Annotated in this window: 12 protein-coding genes; 5 read left to right on the top strand and 7 right to left on the bottom strand. The window is 66.5% G+C overall.

Translation table 11 applies throughout. The features are described from left to right. The first annotated feature begins 100 nt into the window (after positions 1-100). Positions 101-1,789, top strand: a complete 1,689-nt coding sequence (locus tag ISS20_RS02280) for an AMP-binding protein (RefSeq protein WP_291433292.1) — start codon at positions 101-103, stop codon at positions 1,787-1,789. Positions 1,790-1,797: 8 nt separating this feature from the next. After that, positions 1,798-3,261 carry an MFS transporter gene (locus ISS20_RS02275; protein WP_291433290.1) on the top strand — a complete coding sequence of 488 codons (1,464 nt, stop codon included), beginning with the start codon at positions 1,798-1,800 and terminating at the stop codon, positions 3,259-3,261. A gap of 19 nt (positions 3,262-3,280) precedes the next feature. Here the strand turns inward: ISS20_RS02275 and ISS20_RS02270 are convergent, their stop codons facing one another. Further along, positions 3,281-4,423: a hypothetical protein gene (locus tag ISS20_RS02270; protein WP_291433288.1), complete on the bottom strand. Its 1,143-nt coding sequence runs from the start codon at positions 4,421-4,423 to the stop codon at positions 3,281-3,283. A gap of 207 nt (positions 4,424-4,630) precedes the next feature. On the opposite strand from ISS20_RS02270, the gene ISS20_RS02265 reads away from it, so the two are divergent. Then, the gene (locus ISS20_RS02265; RefSeq protein ID WP_291433286.1) at positions 4,631-5,278 is read left to right on the top strand and encodes a hypothetical protein; all 648 of its coding nucleotides are present in this window, start codon (positions 4,631-4,633) and stop codon (positions 5,276-5,278) included. 56 nt (positions 5,279-5,334) lie between these two features. After that, on the top strand, positions 5,335-5,976 hold the full coding sequence (locus tag ISS20_RS02260) for a hypothetical protein (protein ID WP_291433284.1): 642 nt from the start codon (positions 5,335-5,337) through the stop codon (positions 5,974-5,976). Positions 5,977-6,004: 28 nt separating this feature from the next. Here the strand turns inward: ISS20_RS02260 and ISS20_RS02255 are convergent, their stop codons facing one another. The 4 genes from ISS20_RS02255 to ISS20_RS02240 all read right to left on the bottom strand — a co-directional run bounded on the left by ISS20_RS02255 (position 6,005) and on the right by ISS20_RS02240 (position 11,065). Then, the gene (locus ISS20_RS02255; protein WP_291433282.1) at positions 6,005-7,381 is read right to left on the bottom strand and encodes an SH3 domain-containing protein; all 1,377 of its coding nucleotides are present in this window, start codon (positions 7,379-7,381) and stop codon (positions 6,005-6,007) included. An 18-nt stretch (positions 7,382-7,399) separates the two neighbouring features. Further along, positions 7,400-8,839, bottom strand: a complete 1,440-nt coding sequence (gene yegQ / locus ISS20_RS02250; RefSeq protein WP_291433280.1) for a tRNA 5-hydroxyuridine modification protein YegQ — start codon at positions 8,837-8,839, stop codon at positions 7,400-7,402. A 36-nt stretch (positions 8,840-8,875) separates the two neighbouring features. Further along, entirely contained in the window at positions 8,876-9,823 is a 948-nt protein-coding gene (gene ttcA / locus ISS20_RS02245; RefSeq protein ID WP_291433278.1) for a tRNA 2-thiocytidine(32) synthetase TtcA, read from the bottom strand. A 177-nt stretch (positions 9,824-10,000) separates the two neighbouring features. Then, complete coding sequence (locus ISS20_RS02240) at positions 10,001-11,065, bottom strand: homocysteine S-methyltransferase family protein (protein ID WP_291433276.1); 1,065 nt, start codon at positions 11,063-11,065, stop codon at positions 10,001-10,003. A 185-nt stretch (positions 11,066-11,250) separates the two neighbouring features. On the opposite strand from ISS20_RS02240, the gene recQ reads away from it, so the two are divergent. Further along, positions 11,251-13,110, top strand: coding sequence for a DNA helicase RecQ (gene recQ, locus ISS20_RS02235; protein ID WP_291433357.1), 1,860 nt, complete (start codon positions 11,251-11,253; stop codon positions 13,108-13,110). A gap of 140 nt (positions 13,111-13,250) precedes the next feature. Here recQ and ISS20_RS02230 read toward each other — a convergent pair whose 3' ends face one another. Continuing rightward, complete coding sequence (locus ISS20_RS02230) at positions 13,251-13,679, bottom strand: hemerythrin domain-containing protein (RefSeq protein ID WP_291433274.1); 429 nt, start codon at positions 13,677-13,679, stop codon at positions 13,251-13,253. A 72-nt stretch (positions 13,680-13,751) separates the two neighbouring features. Further along, entirely contained in the window at positions 13,752-16,049 is a 2,298-nt protein-coding gene (locus ISS20_RS02225; RefSeq protein WP_099731581.1) for a nitric-oxide reductase large subunit, read from the bottom strand. Positions 16,050-16,071 lie beyond the last annotated feature (22 nt).

The raw sequence follows: 16,071 nt of genomic DNA, 5'->3' as shown, positions 1-16,071 counted from the left end.
AACCAAAAGATACGCACACATACAAATGGTGATCTTTCCCCCGGACCTTGCGTGAAAAACTGCCTGGACTTTGCACTCACGCCGTCTTCGGGAGATTCTGGTGGCCCTTCCATCCCTGCGCAGCCTGCTGGCGCGCTTTCTGCTCAGCCGCCTGCGCACCGCGCGCTCCGTGGCCCGTCTGGCGTACCGCCTGCACCCCCATAAACCCGCGCTCATCGACCGGCGCGGCACCCTCACCTACGCGCAGCTGCAGGATCGCGTGTACCGCCTGCAAGCCTGGATGCAGGCCCAGGGCGTAAAAAAAGGGGATGTGGTCTTCACCTGGCTGCCCGAGACCGGCGAGCAGTACGAAACCCGGCTGGCCACCTTCGAGAACGGCACCATCTTTGCCAGCTTCCACAAGCACCTGCCGGCCGAGGCAGCGCTCACGACCATGGGCCGCGTCAAGCCCGCCGTCTTCATCCATGACCCGCTGCTGAGCGCGCCCATCGTGCAGGCCGTGCGCGAGCAGCTGCCCGGCCTGCGCATGCTGGCGCTGGGGGATGAATACGAGCGCGCCCTGGCGCAGCAGACCCCGTCCGCTGGTGCGACCGATGTGCACGAGGACGATGTATTTGCGCTGCACATGACCTCAGGCACCACGGGCCTGCCCAAGTCTATTGGCTACAGCAACCGCAAGTACCTGGACAGCGTGCGCCTGATCTCGCGCGCCATCGACTTCAAGCCGCCAGCGAACGGGCCGGACGTGAACATGCTGGGCCTGCCGCTCACCGGCCCGGGCTCGGGCCTGGTGCTGCCCACGCTGCTGGCGGGCGCGGCGCTGGTGATGCCCGAGGACTTCCGCGCCACCACGCTGGCCGGGCTGATCCAGAAGCACCGCGTGTCGCGCGCTTTTCTGTCGCCCTCGGCCATCATCGACCTGCTGGACGAGCCCACGCTGGGCCAGTACGACCTGTCGTCCCTGACCCATGTGCCCTACGGCTCGGAGATGATGCCCGCGCCCAAGATCGCCGAGGCCATCCGCCGCTTCGGCCCCATCTTCCAGCAGGGCTACGGCTGCCTGGAGGCCCTGCCCCCCATCACCTGGCTGCTGCCCCAAGAGCATGTGGACGCGCAAGGCAACCCGCTGGGCAACGACATCCTCTCCACCGTGGGCCGGGTGATGCCGGGCGTGGACGTAGTCATCCGCGACGAGCAGTTTGCGCCGCTGCCGCTGGGACAGATGGGCCTGATCACCGTGCAGACACCGGTGCGGTTTGATGGCTACTGGCTGGACCCCGAAAAGACCAGCGAAACCCTGCGCGACGGCTGGGTAGTGATGGGGGACCTGGGCTATTTCGACGCCGCCGGCTATCTGCATGTGCTGGGTCGCAGCGCCGACCGCGTAGTGCGCCACGGCCAGGCACTCAACCCGCGCGAGATCGAGGAAGTGGCGCACTGCCATCCTGCCGTCAAGGAAGCCTGCCTGGTGCAGCACGGCGCCGCCGCCGTGCTGGTAGCCAGCCTGCGGCAAAGCTGGCGCAATGACCGGGGCACCCAGGCCCTGGAGCACGACCTGGCGGAGTTTCTGGTGCAACACCTGCCGCCTGAGATGCAGCCCGACGATGTGCGCCTGGTCACAGAGATTCCGCGCAGCTTCCTCAACAAGATGCTGCGGCGCGAGGTGCGCCTGATGCTGGAGGCCATGCCGCCGCGCAGCAGCGCGGCGCACACGGCGCGCGCAGAGCCTGTGGCGGGCTCGATGGCGACTGCTCCCCAGGCCGAAGCAATGGCATCCGCACACCCATGACAGCCCCCATGAACATACAGCCCGCTCCGCTCAGCCTGGGCACCAAGCTCGGCTACGCCGTGGGCAATGTCGGCCTGCAGATGCTGATTGCAGCCATGAGCTTCCTGCTCATGATCTTCTATACCGATGTGGCCCTGGTGCCTCCGGCCGTGGCCGGTGCAGCGCTGCTGGTGGGCAAGGTGTGGGACACCATCAACGACCCGCTGTTTGGCTGGCTGACCGACCGCACGCGCTCGCGCCACGGTCGCCACCGCGTGTACCTGATCTACGGCGCCCTGCCCCTGGCGGTGGTGGCTGCCGCCGTGTGGATGGTGCCGCCAGGCCTGAGCCCCTGGGCAGCGTTTGTGTGGATTGCCGTCACCTACACCTTGTTCGACACCGTGATGACGCTGGTGCAGCTGCCCTACCAGGCCATGGCCGCCAACATGACACAGGACTACGACGAGCGCACCAGCCTCACGGCTTTTGCATCCATGGGTGCCCTGCTGGGGTTTTTTGCGGGCAGCGTGTTCATGCCTCTGCTGGTGCGGGCCGCGCCGGATGCACGCGCGGGCTACGCACTGGCAGGCGCCTGTTTCGGGCTGGCCGCCGGGGTGGCCGTGGCGGTAGTGGCCTGGCGCGTGCGCGAGCCCGCCACCACCGTCAACGCACCGCCCGCAGCCACCGCAGCGGCAGAACCCGGCTGGGTGTCGGTGCGCAGCACCCTGCTGGCCACGCTGCGCAACCGCCCGTTTGTGATGCTGGTGAGCGCTGCGGGTCTGGTCCGGCTGGGCCTCACGCTGGTGCAGGCCTCGCTCGCATATTTCGTCATCTACCAGCTGCAGGGCGACAAGGGCGATCTGCCACGCATCATGGGCATCCTGCTCGCGGTGGTGGGCGTGTCACTGTTCGTCTGGAAGCGTGTGGTGGACCGCTGGGAGAAAAACCGGGCCTACATCCTCGGGCTGGTGCTCTGCTGCGCAGGGCTGGTGGCGCTGTACTGGGTGGGCCCAGGCCAGCAGGCCCTGGTGACGGGCATCCTGGTGGTGGTGGGCATTGGCATGGGCGCGCACTGGATCGTGCCGTTTGCCATGGTGCCCGACACCATCGACCACGGCCATATGCAGGCGGGCGAGCGCCAGACCGGCATGTACTACGGCCTGTATGGACTGGTCGACAAGCTCGCGCGCACCCTGGCCACGGTGCTGGTGGCCGGTATGCTGGAGCTGACCGGGTATGTGCCCAACGTGGCCCAGTCTGCCCAGGCGCTGCAGGGCATCACAGCCATGACGGGGCTGCTGCCGGCGCTGTGCCTGGTGCTGGCGATTCCACTGCTGATGGCCTACCCCATCACCCGCGCCCGCCATGCGGCCATGGTGCACGGCGTGGGCGCAGCAGCCCCTGCCCACCAGAGCGAACACACCCACCGCCCTGCGTGGGAACCGTCACGCACCCTGCCCGGTGGAGGGCACGACTTCGCACACAGCCGTTAGAGAGCCTGAGGGCGCGCCCTCAGGCAGACGGCGAAGGCCCCACCGGCCCGGGTGGCAACACGCCACGCAGCGCCAGACAGAAGGGCTGCGCACACTCTGCGCGGGCTGCATACGGGCAACCCACGGTCTCGCACAGGCCAGATGCCCCATTGCGCGCACGCTCGTCCTCGCGCGGCACCTGCCCGCTGGCCTGCAGCACGGCCATCTGGGTCCAAGGGTCCAGGCGGCCTGTGGTCTGCTGCAGCATGTCGCGCCCGTACACGGTGGTGGCCAGCTGCGGCTGCAGGTCCAGCACCAGCAGCGCGCTGGTACGCGGCGCGGCGGCATCCATGCCCTGCAACACCAAGGCCATCACCCCCGATTGCAGCGCCTGCCCGCCCCCGGCAAAAGGCACCTGCAGCGCGCCCGCAACGCTGGCACCGGCGCCCGTCTGCGCTGCCGATACGCTGGCTGCTGCAGGTGAGGCCTGTGCCGCCAGCCACGGCACCGGCGCGCGCAGGGTGAGCGCCAGCCCGCGCGGCCCCTCGGGTGTTGCCACCACGCCCTGGCGCACCAGCCAGGTCTGCAAGGGCGGCTGTTCGGCATCCAGCGCCCCACTCTCCAGCGCCTGGGCCATGCCCATGGGCCAGGGCTGCGCGGCCACCACGCGCTGCGGCACCCCGGCCTGGGCCGTGACCTCTGCCACCAGAGCACTCACCATGCGCAGCAGCGGCGTGCTGAGGCCGGACGCGGGCCAGGCTGCGCCACTTGTGGCGGAGGCTGCGGACGCCGCCACATGGCCGGACGTACCCGGGGTTGCGCCACGGGGCAGCGCCGATGCCCCCGGGGACGCAGCCTGCGCGGCGCCCTCGCCCCTGGCGCCCTGCAAGCGGCGATCGGCCCCGCCCGCCCTGCGCGGGTCAAAGCCCGCCGCCAACTGTTCGCGCGCCTGGGGCGAGATGCTGGCCTGGTCCGCCGGTGTAGGCAGCGGCCCGCCGGGCGGGCTGGGTGATGCGACCGATGGCGGCGGCGCGCTGGGGTCTGCGGCAGGTAAGGGTGCCGGTGCAGCAGGTTTGGGTTTGTCCAGCCCCAGCAACGCCGTCTGCCGCTGCAGCGCCGCCTCGGCCAGGAACTGGGCCACGGGCGGCAGTGCCGTGCGGGACGGATCGATCGGGAAGGTCATGCCGGGCTGCCTGGGGAATGGATGTCCGATTCTGTAGCGATTCTTACGGCGTGAACAGGCCATGGTATGGGCTGGCTTGCCAAGCGCTTCAGCTATCAACTACATAGCAAAAGGTGCAATAAAGTCAGGCGCTACCGGCGCTTTTTGCCCACAATCCGGTTCCACTGCCCGCCGCGTTGCCTCTCAGCGCGCAGCCACCTCCCCGCCATGCACCCGCACACCACAGCACGCCCACCCCTTGTCGATCGCCACCCCATGCCCCACACCGGGGTTGCGCCTGCACTGCTGCTGGCCGTGCTGGGCTTCCTGCTGTTCAGTGGGTGGATGTATGCGCCGCAGTGGGAGCGCGCCTTCCGCTCGGACGGCTCGCCGGTGTCGTGGCTGTCGAGTGCGCTGCTGCTGGCGCTCAGCGTCACGAGCCTTCGGATGGTGGGGGACCGCGCCCTGCCCCGGCGGCTGGGCGCCTGGCTGGCGCTTGCGTTTTTTGTGCTGGCGCTGGACGAGCAGTTCATACTGCACGAGCTGTGGAAGTTTCGCTGCCACGAATGGACGGATGCCTGTCGCTGGGCCCCCGTGCGCGAAGCCCCCATGCTGGCCGTGGCGGTGGTGGGCCTGCTCACTATGGCTTGGCTGCACCGCGCCTTGCTGCACACCGGCACCCGCGCCCTGCTGTGGGCGGGCCTGGCCGTGGGCTGGCTGGCGATTGGTGTGGACCAATGGCCCGAAGTGCAAACCCACTGGCCCAGCCTGCCCGAGATGCCATCGCTGCTGGCCACGCTGGAAGAAGGGCTGGAAGTGGTGGCCGAGGCGCTGGTGCTCGGGGCATTGCTGCGGCAACCGGGCAGCCTACGCTGACCGTTGCACAGACACAATCCCCACTCCACACATCCAGTGAGCCCAGAAGGTGCCCCATGCATATCACCCACCACATTTCGACCACAGTCGCCTTGCTGGCCATGGCGGCTGCAGCCTTCGCACAACCGCCAGAATTTGCCACTGCCAAAGCAGCAGTAGCTGCACTGTTCCCGAACCAGACATTCGTCGAATGGACTTCCACCGCGGGCAATTGGAACGACGATGGCGTGCAGGACCTCGCCTTGATCCTCAACGAAGTTGACGGGCCTGTGGACCGGCCGATGGAAATACGCCTTGTAGTTCTGGCGGGCAAAGCGGGCGGCGCATACACACCTCTTTCTGCCTCTTCCAGTTACTGCACGGCGCAAAAGTTCTACAACCTCGAAGCCAAGGGCACGTCGCTGTGGGTGACCGCTGTGGACAAGGCGGAAGGCGATGTATCAGCCACCACCACCTTGCAGTTCCGCTTCAGCCCACGGCGTGGCGACTTTGAACTGATCGGCAAGGAAAACGTCTGGGAGGTTCAAGGCAAGGAATACGGCCGCAGCAGCGTCAACTACCTGGCCGGCAAATTCATCACCTACGAACGGGTCAAGGGCCATGTCAAGGTCAGCAAAGAAAAGCGCTTTGCAGTCCCTTCGCTGGCCTTGCTCAACGGGTTCAACTGCAACACCTACGACGACGGCGTATCCCCTTGAGCACGGGCAGACCCTCTGCACGTGCCCATCAGGTGCACTCCTGATCCACCCAAACCCCCGCCCGGAACCACTGGCCGCCGATATTGAGGTACCAGCGCCATTCAAAGATCGGCTCGAAGCTCATGCTGCCGGGCGAAGGGGTGTCGATGCGCAGGATGTCCGCAATGCCGTCACGGTCCACGTCGATCTCGTGCACTAGCACGGCGGTATTTTTGCGCTGGGGCTTGTCCCGGATGGGCGGGTCGGCGGGCTGCATCCAGCTCGTGGCATAGCGCCTGGTCTTCACCTTCACCGCATCAGGCGGCAACTTGCCGGGCAGCACCAGGCGGGTCAGCACCTCGGCACTGTCGGACAGCTTGGCATAGCCGCGCACGGGCTGGGCTTCTTCGCCAGGGTCGTTGAACCCACGGCCGGGGTAGTGGCCGCCGCAGTAGTGCTCTTCGTTACTGATGTCCCAATAGCGCTGGCGCACGGTGTGGGCGCCCACCAGGCCCTTGTGGGTGATGGCATACACGGTCAGCGCAGGGGCGAAGGCCTGGTCGGCAGAGCCCACATCCCAGAAGCCGGTGATGTATTCGATCTCAGGCCCACTGTGGCGGTTGAACCGGCCCACGGGAGCGCCCGTGGGGATGACGCTGATGCGGATGCCCGCCACGGCGGCCAGGCCGTCGGCATCGGTCTCGTGCAGCAGAGCCACGCTGGTGTGGCTGCGAAAGTACGACGGCGCAATCGCAGGCAGGGCGGGCTTGGCGGCCAAAGGGGCCACGGCGGGAATGTTGTCGTACTCGGGGCGGGTGGCCAGCTTCAGGTCGTCCAGCGGGTTCACCGGGCGGCCACGGTCGATCTCCTGCTCGGGCTGCAGCAGTACGCCAGCGCGCATGAGCTTTTTGGCAGCCTCCCATTCAGGACGCGTGGGGTACTGCACTGGCATCTCGTGCGCATGGCTCTTGGCCAGCGTGGGCAGCTGCAGGGCTGGCGGGCGCGGCAGGGCGTTGCCGTAGGCGCGCAGGCGGTTGGGCGATGGCGCGACCCAGAAGGCGCGGGCAGCGTCCTTGCCTGCCTGGGCCAGGCTGAGGGGCTGGTCGGCCAGCAGGTTGCAGGCGATGTGGGCCTGGAGCGGCTCCGCCAGCAGGGGCCCCAGGCGGGCATCGCCCGCATAGAGCACGGCGCACCAGCCGTCGCGTTCGGTGAGCTGCTGCAGCACGGTGTTGGCGGGCACCTGGGCCACCACGCGCGCCTGCGGCTGCGTAGACTCGCGCAGGTTGACCCAGGAGCCCTGCACGTAGCGCGACTTCGCAGGCGCTACGGCCGGGACCTGGGCGATGGCGGAGCCCGCCAAGGCCGCAGCCAGCAAAGCAACAGTAGCCACACGGCGGGGCTGCGTGGCATGCAACAGCGTCTTCATGCGCAGCCCCTGTGAAAATCAAACCGCCACAGCGGGCTCTGCCGCTTCAGCAGGCGGTTGCGATTCAATCACCCGAGCCAGCAGCGCGCCGCTGTAGCGCGCGGGCAGCGGGATCCACACGCGCACCGGGCTGCCCTGCGCGACCTGTACAGGCTGGCCTTCCACATTGCGCATTTCCTGCAGGCGCACGGTGATGTTGCCGCTGGGGTGCACCACCTCAACCAGGTCGCCCACAGCAAAGTGGTTCTTGGTTTCCACCTGCACCCAGTCGCCTGACAGCCCCACCTCGGCCTGGCCTACAGCACTTAGCACCTCGCCCACGAACTGGCTGCGCTGCGTGGCCGAATGGCCGCTGAGGTAGTTCTGGTAGTCGTTGCTGGGGCGGCGCTCCAGCAGGCCGCCGGTGTAGCCTCGGTTGGACAGGCCTTCGAGCTCGATCAGCAGCTCGGGGTTGAAGGGCCGGCCCGCCACGGCGTCGTCGATGGCAAGGCGGTACACCTGGGCGGTGCGGGCCACGTAGTACAGGCTCTTGGTGCGGCCCTCGATCTTGAGCGAATCGACGCCGATCTGCGCCAGGCGCGCCACGTGCTCCACCGCACGCAGGTCCTTGCTGTTCATGATGTACGTGCCGTGCTCGTCTTCCATGATGGGCATCATCTGCCCAGGGCGGCCCGCTTCTTCGATCAGGTAGACCTTGTCGGCCTTGGGATGACGCTCGCCGTTGCCGGTGGTGGAGGCAAACGATTGTTCCGCCTTCTGCTGCGCGGCCTCGAAGTTGAAGTCACCTTCCATCTTCTGGGCAATGGCTTCGCCGGTGGTCGGGTCGATGTCGGCGTCGTGCGTGGCGTAGTTCCAGCGACAGGCATTGGTGCAGGTGCCCTGGTTGGGGTCGCGGTGGTTGAAGTAGCCGCTGAGCAAACAGCGGCCCGAGTACGCAATGCACAGCGCGCCGTGCACGAACACTTCCAGCTCCATGTCGGGGCATTCCTGGCGGATTTTCTCGATCTCGTCCAGGCTGAGTTCGCGCGAGAGGATGACGCGCTCCACGCCCATCTTTTGCCAGAACTTCACGGCCGCCCAGTTGGTGGTGTTGGCCTGCACCGAGAGGTGCACCACCTGCTCGGGCCACTTCTCCTTGACCATCATGATCAGGCCCGCGTCGGCCATGATGAGGGCGTCGGGTTGGCAGTCGATCACGGGCTCGATGTCGCGCAGGTAGGTGCGGATCTTGTCGTTGTGCGCAATCAGGTTGCTGGTCACAAAGAACTTCTTGCCGCGTGCGTGGGCCTCGTCAATGCCTTGCTTGATCTGCTCCATGCGGAACTCGTTGTTGCGCGCGCGCAGGCTGTAGCGCGGCTGGCCTGCGTACACGGCGTCGGCGCCAAAGTCGTAGGCGGCGCGCATCTTGTCGAGCGAGCCGGCGGGCAGGAGCAGTTCGGGGGCTTTGAGCGTGGTCATGGGGTGGCCCAATCTAAAAATCGTCGGGGGTCGGGTTCAGCGGGGCATCAGGGGCAGGCCCGCGAGCATGCCCACGGCCTGCGCGGGCAGTTCTTCGGCGTCAAAGGCCTTGTCACCATCGGCGTCGGCCACGCCGTTGGGTACCAACCCCTTGAAGTCGAACTGGCGCGGGTCCATGAAGTGCGAGGGCACCAGGTTGCGCAGCGCCACGGCCATGTTTTCGATGCGGCCGGGGTAGAGCTGCTGCCAGTCGCGCAGCATCTGGCCGATCTGCTTGCGTTGCAGGTTCTCCTGGCTGCCGCAGAGCGTGCAGGGGATGATGGGGAATTTGCGGTGCTCGGCCCAGCGGGTGAGGTCGTCCTCGGCCACATAGGCCAGCGGGCGGATGATGAGGTGGTCACCCCTGTCGCTCTGCACCTTGGGCGGCATGCCCTTGAGCTTGCCACCGAAGAACATGTTCAAAAAGAACGTCTGCAGCATGTCGTCACGGTGGTGGCCGAGCGCTATTTTTGTGCAGCCCAGCTCGTCGGCCACGCGGTACAGGATGCCCCGGCGCAGGCGGCTGCAGAGGCTGCACATGGTCTTGCCTTCGGGGATATGCTCCTTGACGACGCTGTAGGTGTCCTGCGTTTCGATGTGGAAGGGCACGCCCACTTTCGTCAGATATTCGGGCAGCACATGGGCCGGAAAGCCCGGCTGCTTCTGGTCGAGGTTGACGGCGATCAGCTCGAACTTGTGGCCGTTGCGCTGCTGCAGCATGCGCAGCACGTCGAGCATGGCGTAGCTGTCTTTGCCGCCCGACACGCACACCATGACCTTGTCGCCGTCTTCAATGAGGCCAAAGTCTGTGATGGCCTGCGCTACTTGGCGCACCAAGCGCTTTTCGAGCTTGAGCGCGGCGTGGGCGGCGGCCTTTGCGGCCACTGCGGGTGCGTCGTCGCCTTCAACGGTTGATTGAGCGGGCGGGGTGGCGGTATCAAGCATGGGGTGGGCAGACCAGGGGGCGGTATCGGGGAGGCGCAATGGTGGGGGATTGCAAGGTTGCCGCACCGGGCGCCACCCTGCAATGGGCTGCCGCACTGCGCTGGTACGGCATTGACTACTATTTCTATAGCTGTTGGCGCTTATGGAATAAGCGCCAACAGCCCATTTCACTCACATTCAGGCTTCGGCAGGGTAGAACATCTTGCGCGTAGGCACGCTTTCCACAGCCTTGGCGATGGCGCCAATGTGGTCCGGCGTGGTGCCGCAGCAGCCGCCCAGAATGTTGACCAGCCCCTCGGCCGCGAACTCGTGCACCAGGCGGCTGGTGATCTCGGGGGTCTCGTCAAAGCCGGTGTCGCTCATGGGGTTGGGCAGGCCGGCGTTGGGGTAGCAGCTGATGAAGGTGTCCTCGGCCACGCGGTTGAGCTCCTGGATGTAGGGGCGCATCAGCGTGGCGCCCAGCGCGCAGTTCAGGCCAATGGCCAGCGGGCGCGAGTGGCGCACGCTGTGCCAGAAGGCGGTGACCGTCTGGCCCGAGAGGATACGGCCCGAGGCGTCGGTGACGGTGCCGCTGATGATGAGCGGCAGGCGCTCGCCGCTCTTTTCAAAGAACTCGTCAATCGCGAACAGCGCGGCCTTGGCGTTCAGCGTGTCGAAGATGGTCTCGACCAGCAGCACGTCGGCGCCGCCTTCGACCAGCGCCTCGGTCTGCTCGTAGTAGGCAGCGCGCAGGGTTTCAAAGTCGATGTTGCGCGCACCGGGGTCGTTCACGTCGGGGCTGATACTGGCCGTCTTGGGCGTGGGGCCGAGGGCGCCTGCGACAAAGCGGGGCTTGTCGGGCGTGCTGTACTTGTCGCAGGCGGCGCGGGCCAGCTGGGCGGACTTGAGGTTCATCTCGCGCGCCAGTTCGGCCATCTTGTAGTCCTCTTGCGCAATGGTCGTTGCACCGAAGGTGTTGGTCTCGATGAGGTCGGCGCCAGCGGCCAGGTAGCGCTCGTGGATGTCGCGGATCACGTCCGGGCGTGTGATGCTCAGCAACTCGTTGTTGCCCTTCACGTCACGCGGGAAGTCCTTGAACCGGTCGCCCGCCCCATCGGGGCCGGTGTAGCCCTCACCCCGGTACTGCGCCTCACCCAGCTTGAAGCGCTGGATCATGGTGCCCATGGCGCCGTCGAGGATGACGATGCGTTGGGCGAGGATGTCGGGCAGTTGCGCGGCGCGCGTGTAGTGGAGGGCTTGCATAGCCCGCTATTGTAGAAAGCCAGCCCCTCGCCCTCTTGCAGCGCACAATATGCGCCTGCCGCGCACGGGGCCAAGCCCGGGCGCGCCCAAAAATTTTGGCCCTATCGGCACCAAGCGCTTGTTTTGTATGCGCTGGCAGCTATCAATTTCAGAGTATCCGCTTGTCCTCTCGCCTGTCTCCCGCGCTGTCCCCTGCCCATTCCGTTTTGCAGGACATTTTTGGCTACGAGCAGTTTCGCGGCCCGCAGCAGGCCATTGTTGAGCATGTGATCGCTGGCGGCGACGCCCTGGTACTCATGCCCACGGGCGGGGGCAAGTCGCTGTGCTACCAGGTGCCGGCCATCGTGCGCCAGCAGCAGGGGCGCGGGGTAACCATCGTGATCTCGCCGCTGATCGCGCTGATGCACGACCAGGTGGGCGCGCTGCACGAGGCGGGGGTGGATGCGGCGTTTCTCAACTCCACGCTGAGTTTTGACGAGGCGCAGGATGTGGAGCTGCGCCTGCAGACGGGTGATATCACCCTGCTGTACGCCGCGCCCGAGCGGCTGAACACGCCGCGTTTTCTGGGCCTGCTCGACAGCCTGTACGAAGGCGGCCACCTCTCGCTGTTTGCCATTGACGAGGCGCATTGCGTGAGCCAGTGGGGCCACGATTTCCGCCCCGAGTACCGCGCACTCACCGTGCTGCACGAGCGGTATGCGGGGGTGCCGCGCATTGCGCTCACCGCCACGGCCGACGACCTCACACGGGCCGACATCATCGAGCGCCTGCAGCTCGAAGACGCGCGCCTGTTCATCAGCAGCTTTGACCGGCCCAACATCCGCTACACGATTGTCGAGAAGAAGGACGCAACCACCCAGCTGCTGCGCTTCATCGAACGCGAGCATGCGGGCGAGGCCGGCGTGGTGTATTGCCAGTCCAGGAAGCGCGTGGAAGAGCTGGCCGCCACGCTGAGCGACGCGGGCATCACCGCCCTGCCTTACCACGCGGGGCTGGACACGAAAGTGCGCCAGAAGAACCAGGACCGCTTCCTGCGCGAGGAAGGCATCGTGATGGTGGCCACCATTGCGTTCGGCATGGGCATCGACAAGCCCGATGTGCGTTTTGTGGCCCACGTGGACATGCCCAAGAACATCGAGGGCTACTACCAGGAAACGGGCCGTGCAGGCCGCGACGGGCTGAACGCCGACGCCTGGATGGCCTATGGCCTGAACGACGTGGTCAACCAGCGCCGCATGATCGACGAGAGCCCGGCGGGCGAAGAGTTCAAGCAGGCGCTGCGCGGCAAGCTCGATGCGCTGCTGGCGCTGGCCGAAGCCACCGACTGCCGCCGCGTGCGGCTGCTGGCCTACTTTGGCGAGCAGTCCACGCCCTGTGGCAACTGCGACAACTGCCTGAACCCACCGGCGGTGTGGGACGCCACGGATGCGGCACGCAAGCTGCTGTCCACCATCTACCGCGTGAACCAGGCCAGCGGCATCAGCTTTGGCACGGGGCACATCATGGACATATTGCGCGGCAAGAAAACAGAGAAGGTGGCGCAGTTCGGGCACGAAAAAATCTCCACCTTCGGCATTGGTGCGGACCTGACAGAGCCCCAGCTGCGCGGCGTGCTGCGCCAGCTGATCGCCACCGGCGCGTTAGGCTTACAGAAGGTGATGCTGGACAGCGGCCACAGCTTTGACACGCTGTGCCTCACCGAGGGCTCGCGCGCGGTGCTCAAGGGCGAAGTGCCGGTGCAGCTGCGCGAATCGGTGTCGTCCGCCCCCGCCAAGCGCACGCGCAAAGGCAGTGCCCCCCCGGCCGCCGCTGCCAACCTGGGGCCCGATGCACAGGTGCGCTTCATCAACCTCAAGGCCTGGCGCGCCGAGGTGGCACGCGAGCACAACCTGCCCGCGTATGTGATCTTTCATGACGCCACGCTGGCAGCCATTGCCGAGCGCAACCCCACATCGCTGGACGACCTGCAGGGCATCAGCGGGATGGGGGCGAAGAAGCTGGAGGCGTATGGCACCGAGGTGCTGAGGGTCAGCCAGCAGGGCTGACCCTCTGTCGAAGGCTCTAAGAAACCAGCGACAGATGCCAAGGTCAAAAAAAACCGGCCTGTCAGGCCGGTGAAGGAAGGTGCCCAAAGGCCCTACCGATGGATGGGGGGAAATCCTGGTACGCGCGGGTATTGCGTCTTTCAAGCGCAGGCGATGGCCTCCTCTTCCTCGATGCGCGGATAGAAGTCATGATCTTCGCGCTGCATGCGCTCGAACACGCGGCGCAGCACCACATTGGCCTCGTTGCGGAAACCCTGCGCATCGCGGCGCACGTTCTCGGCCGTGTTCCAGCGACGCGCAAAGGCGTCGTAGGTGCTGGCAATCGATGCCATCTCGCTTTGGTACTGGCGGCCCAGGCGCGCCAGTTCGGCGTTGCCGCCGCGCTGCAGTGCGGGGTACAGCACCTGGTCTTCCACGGCCAGGTGCAGCTTGATGGTGCCGCTCATCGCCACGATGCCCTGCGCGATGGCGCTGGCGTTGGCCTCCACGCCTGCATGGGCCAGGGTGCGCAAGGTGGCGATGCGGCGCAGGATGTCGGTGTGCTGGTGCTTGAATTTTTCGAGGTTCATGGTCAGTCCTTGTGGGATGAATGAAGGGCCTGCGCTGCCGCCGAGGGTGGTGGCAGCAGCGCGTGGCACGGATCAGCGGCGGGCCTCCGCCAGGTAGGTCCCTGCGGTGGCTGCCGGTGCCCGCGAGCCAAACACGCCGCTCACAACCTGCCAGGCCATGGCCAGCGCACCCACGATGAAGACCACGTCGCCGAAGGTGCGCACCCAGCGCAGCGTCTGGATGAAGGGCTGCTGCATGAAGGCCTCGCCCCGGGCGTACCACAGGCCTTCACTCACGCTGGCGTGGAACTGGAACAAGCCGATGGGCAGCAGGCTGGTGGCGATCATCAGCACCAGGCCCGCGTTGAGCCACCAGAATCCCGTCTTCATGAGCCGTTCGCTGAACACCAATTGCGGGCGGATGTAGCGCAGCACCAGCAGCGTGAAGCCCAGCGCCAGGAAGCCGTAGACACCGAACAGCGCAGCGTGGGCATGCACCGGCGTGGTGTTCAGGCCCTGCACGTAGTACAGCGAGATGGGCGGGTTGATCATGAATCCGAAGACGCCCGCGCCCAGCATGTTCCAGAAGGCCACGGCCACAAAACACATCAGCGGCCAACGCAGGCGGGCCATCCAGGGCGTGCGGTGCTGCAGGCGCCAGTGTTCCCAGGCCTCGTGGCCGAGCACGACCAGGGGCACCACTTCGAGCGCGCTGAAGGCTGCGCCTACCGCCATCACCGGTGTGGTGGTACCCGCAAAATACAGGTGGTGGAAGGTGCCGGGCACACCGCCCAGCATGAACAGCGAGGCCGAGGCCAGGCTGGCCGTGGTGGCCATTCGCACCGACACGAGCCCCAGCGTGGAGAAGATGAAGGCCAGCGCCGTGGTGGCGAAGACTTCGAAGAAGCCCTCGACCCACAGGTGCACCACCCACCAGCGCCAGTACTCCATCACCGACAGGTGCGTGCGTTCGCCGTAGAAGAAGCCCGCGCCGTAGAACAGGCCGATGGCCACCACCGACGCCGTCAGCAGCGCCAGCAGGTTCTTGTCGCCGCCGGGAGTGCGCAGCGCCGGCACGATGCCGCGCAGCATGAGCACCAGCCAGAAGGCGATGCCGGTGAACTTGCCGATCTGCCACAGGCGGCCCAGGTCCACGTATTCATAGCCCTGGTGGCCGAGCCAGAAGTTCCACTCGGGCGGCATGATCTGCGCGATGGCCAGGTAGTTGCCGACGAACGAGCCCACCACCACCACGACCAGCGCCCAGAACAGGATGTCCACGCCCAGCTTCTGGTAAGCCGGGTCCTTGCCGCCGTTGATGAGCGGCGCGAGGAACAGGCCGGCCGCCAGGAAGCCCGTGGCGATCCAGAACAGCGCGCTCTGGATGTGCCAGGTGCGCACCAGCGAATACGGGAACCACTGCGACACGTTGATGCCGTAGAACTGCTGGCCCTCCACCGTGTAGTGGGCCGTGAAGCCGCCCAACATCACCTGGAAGCTGAACAGCGCGACGATGAGGAACAAATACTTGCCCAGCCCGCGCTGCGAGGGCGTGAGCGGCACGCGCGAGAGCGGGTCGTGCTGGGGTGGCGTGGGCTCCACCTCGTCGTGTTTGCGCAGGAAGGACCAGCCCCACACAAGGAAGCCCACGCCCGCCATCATCACGACCACGCTCATCACCGACCAGACCATGTTCTCGGCCGTGGGTTGGTTGCCGATCAGCGGCTCGTGGGGCCAGTTGTTGGTGTACGTTGCACCGGATCCCCCATCCTTGCCAGGCCGCTCGGTGGCGGCGGCCCAGGCCGTCCAGAAGAAGAAGCCCATCATCTGCGCGCGCCGCTCGGCGCTGGGCAGGGTGTTCTCCTTCATCGCGAAATGTTCGCGCGTCTTGTGCAGTGCGGGGGCATCGCTGAAGAGCTGGTCGTAGTACAGCGCCGTCATCGCGATCGCGTCGGCCCGCACCGAAGACACGGTGGCCACTCCCGTCTCCGGGTTGTAGGTGTTCGTGCGGTACTCGGTCTTCATGCGGTCGCGCAGCACGGCCTGGGCGGCGGCGTCGATGTCGGCAAACGGCTTGCCGTGCGCGCGCTCGGCCGCGACGTCAAGCCAGTTGAGCAGCTCGCGGTGCAGCCAGTCGGCCGTCCAGTCGGGTGCCTGGTACGCGCCGTGGCCCCAGATGGAACCCAGTTGCATACCGCCCACCGACTGCCAGGCGGTCTGACCGTCGAGGATGCTGTCGTGGGTGTAGAGCACTTCGCCCCCGGCCGTGGCGATCTTGGCGGGGATGGGCGGCGCGGTGCGGTAGACCTCGGCGCCGTAGTAGCCCAGCAGGCTGAAGGTGACGATGAGCACGCCAATCAGCGTGAACCAGAGCTTGCGGTAGTTACCCATGGCGGGCCTCCTGCTTCAAGAG

Source organism: Acidovorax sp., from assembly GCF_016783915.1.
Classification (GTDB): domain Bacteria; phylum Pseudomonadota; class Gammaproteobacteria; order Burkholderiales; family Burkholderiaceae_C; genus Acidovorax.
Note: the sequence above shows the minus strand (reverse complement) of the source record. Positions and strands in the feature narration are given on the sequence as shown.

What these genes read in the sequence shown, in the direction of transcription:
- ISS20_RS02270 (WP_291433288.1), bottom strand. Translation starts at nt 4,423, where the DNA reads ATGACCTTCCCGATCGATCCGTCCCGCACGGCACTGCCGCCCGTGGCC.
- ISS20_RS02240 (WP_291433276.1), bottom strand. Translation starts at nt 11,065, where the DNA reads ATGCAAGCCCTCCACTACACGCGCGCCGCGCAACTGCCCGACATCCTC.
- yegQ (WP_291433280.1), bottom strand. Translation starts at nt 8,839, where the DNA reads ATGACCACGCTCAAAGCCCCCGAACTGCTCCTGCCCGCCGGCTCGCTC.
- ISS20_RS02275 (WP_291433290.1), top strand. Translation starts at nt 1,798, where the DNA reads ATGAACATACAGCCCGCTCCGCTCAGCCTGGGCACCAAGCTCGGCTAC.
- ttcA (WP_291433278.1), bottom strand. Translation starts at nt 9,823, where the DNA reads ATGCTTGATACCGCCACCCCGCCCGCTCAATCAACCGTTGAAGGCGAC.
- ISS20_RS02230 (WP_291433274.1), bottom strand. Translation starts at nt 13,679, where the DNA reads ATGAACCTCGAAAAATTCAAGCACCAGCACACCGACATCCTGCGCCGC.
- ISS20_RS02265 (WP_291433286.1), top strand. Translation starts at nt 4,631, where the DNA reads ATGCACCCGCACACCACAGCACGCCCACCCCTTGTCGATCGCCACCCC.
- ISS20_RS02225 (WP_099731581.1), bottom strand. Translation starts at nt 16,049, where the DNA reads ATGGGTAACTACCGCAAGCTCTGGTTCACGCTGATTGGCGTGCTCATC.
- ISS20_RS02255 (WP_291433282.1), bottom strand. Translation starts at nt 7,381, where the DNA reads ATGAAGACGCTGTTGCATGCCACGCAGCCCCGCCGTGTGGCTACTGTT.
- ISS20_RS02260 (WP_291433284.1), top strand. Translation starts at nt 5,335, where the DNA reads ATGCATATCACCCACCACATTTCGACCACAGTCGCCTTGCTGGCCATG.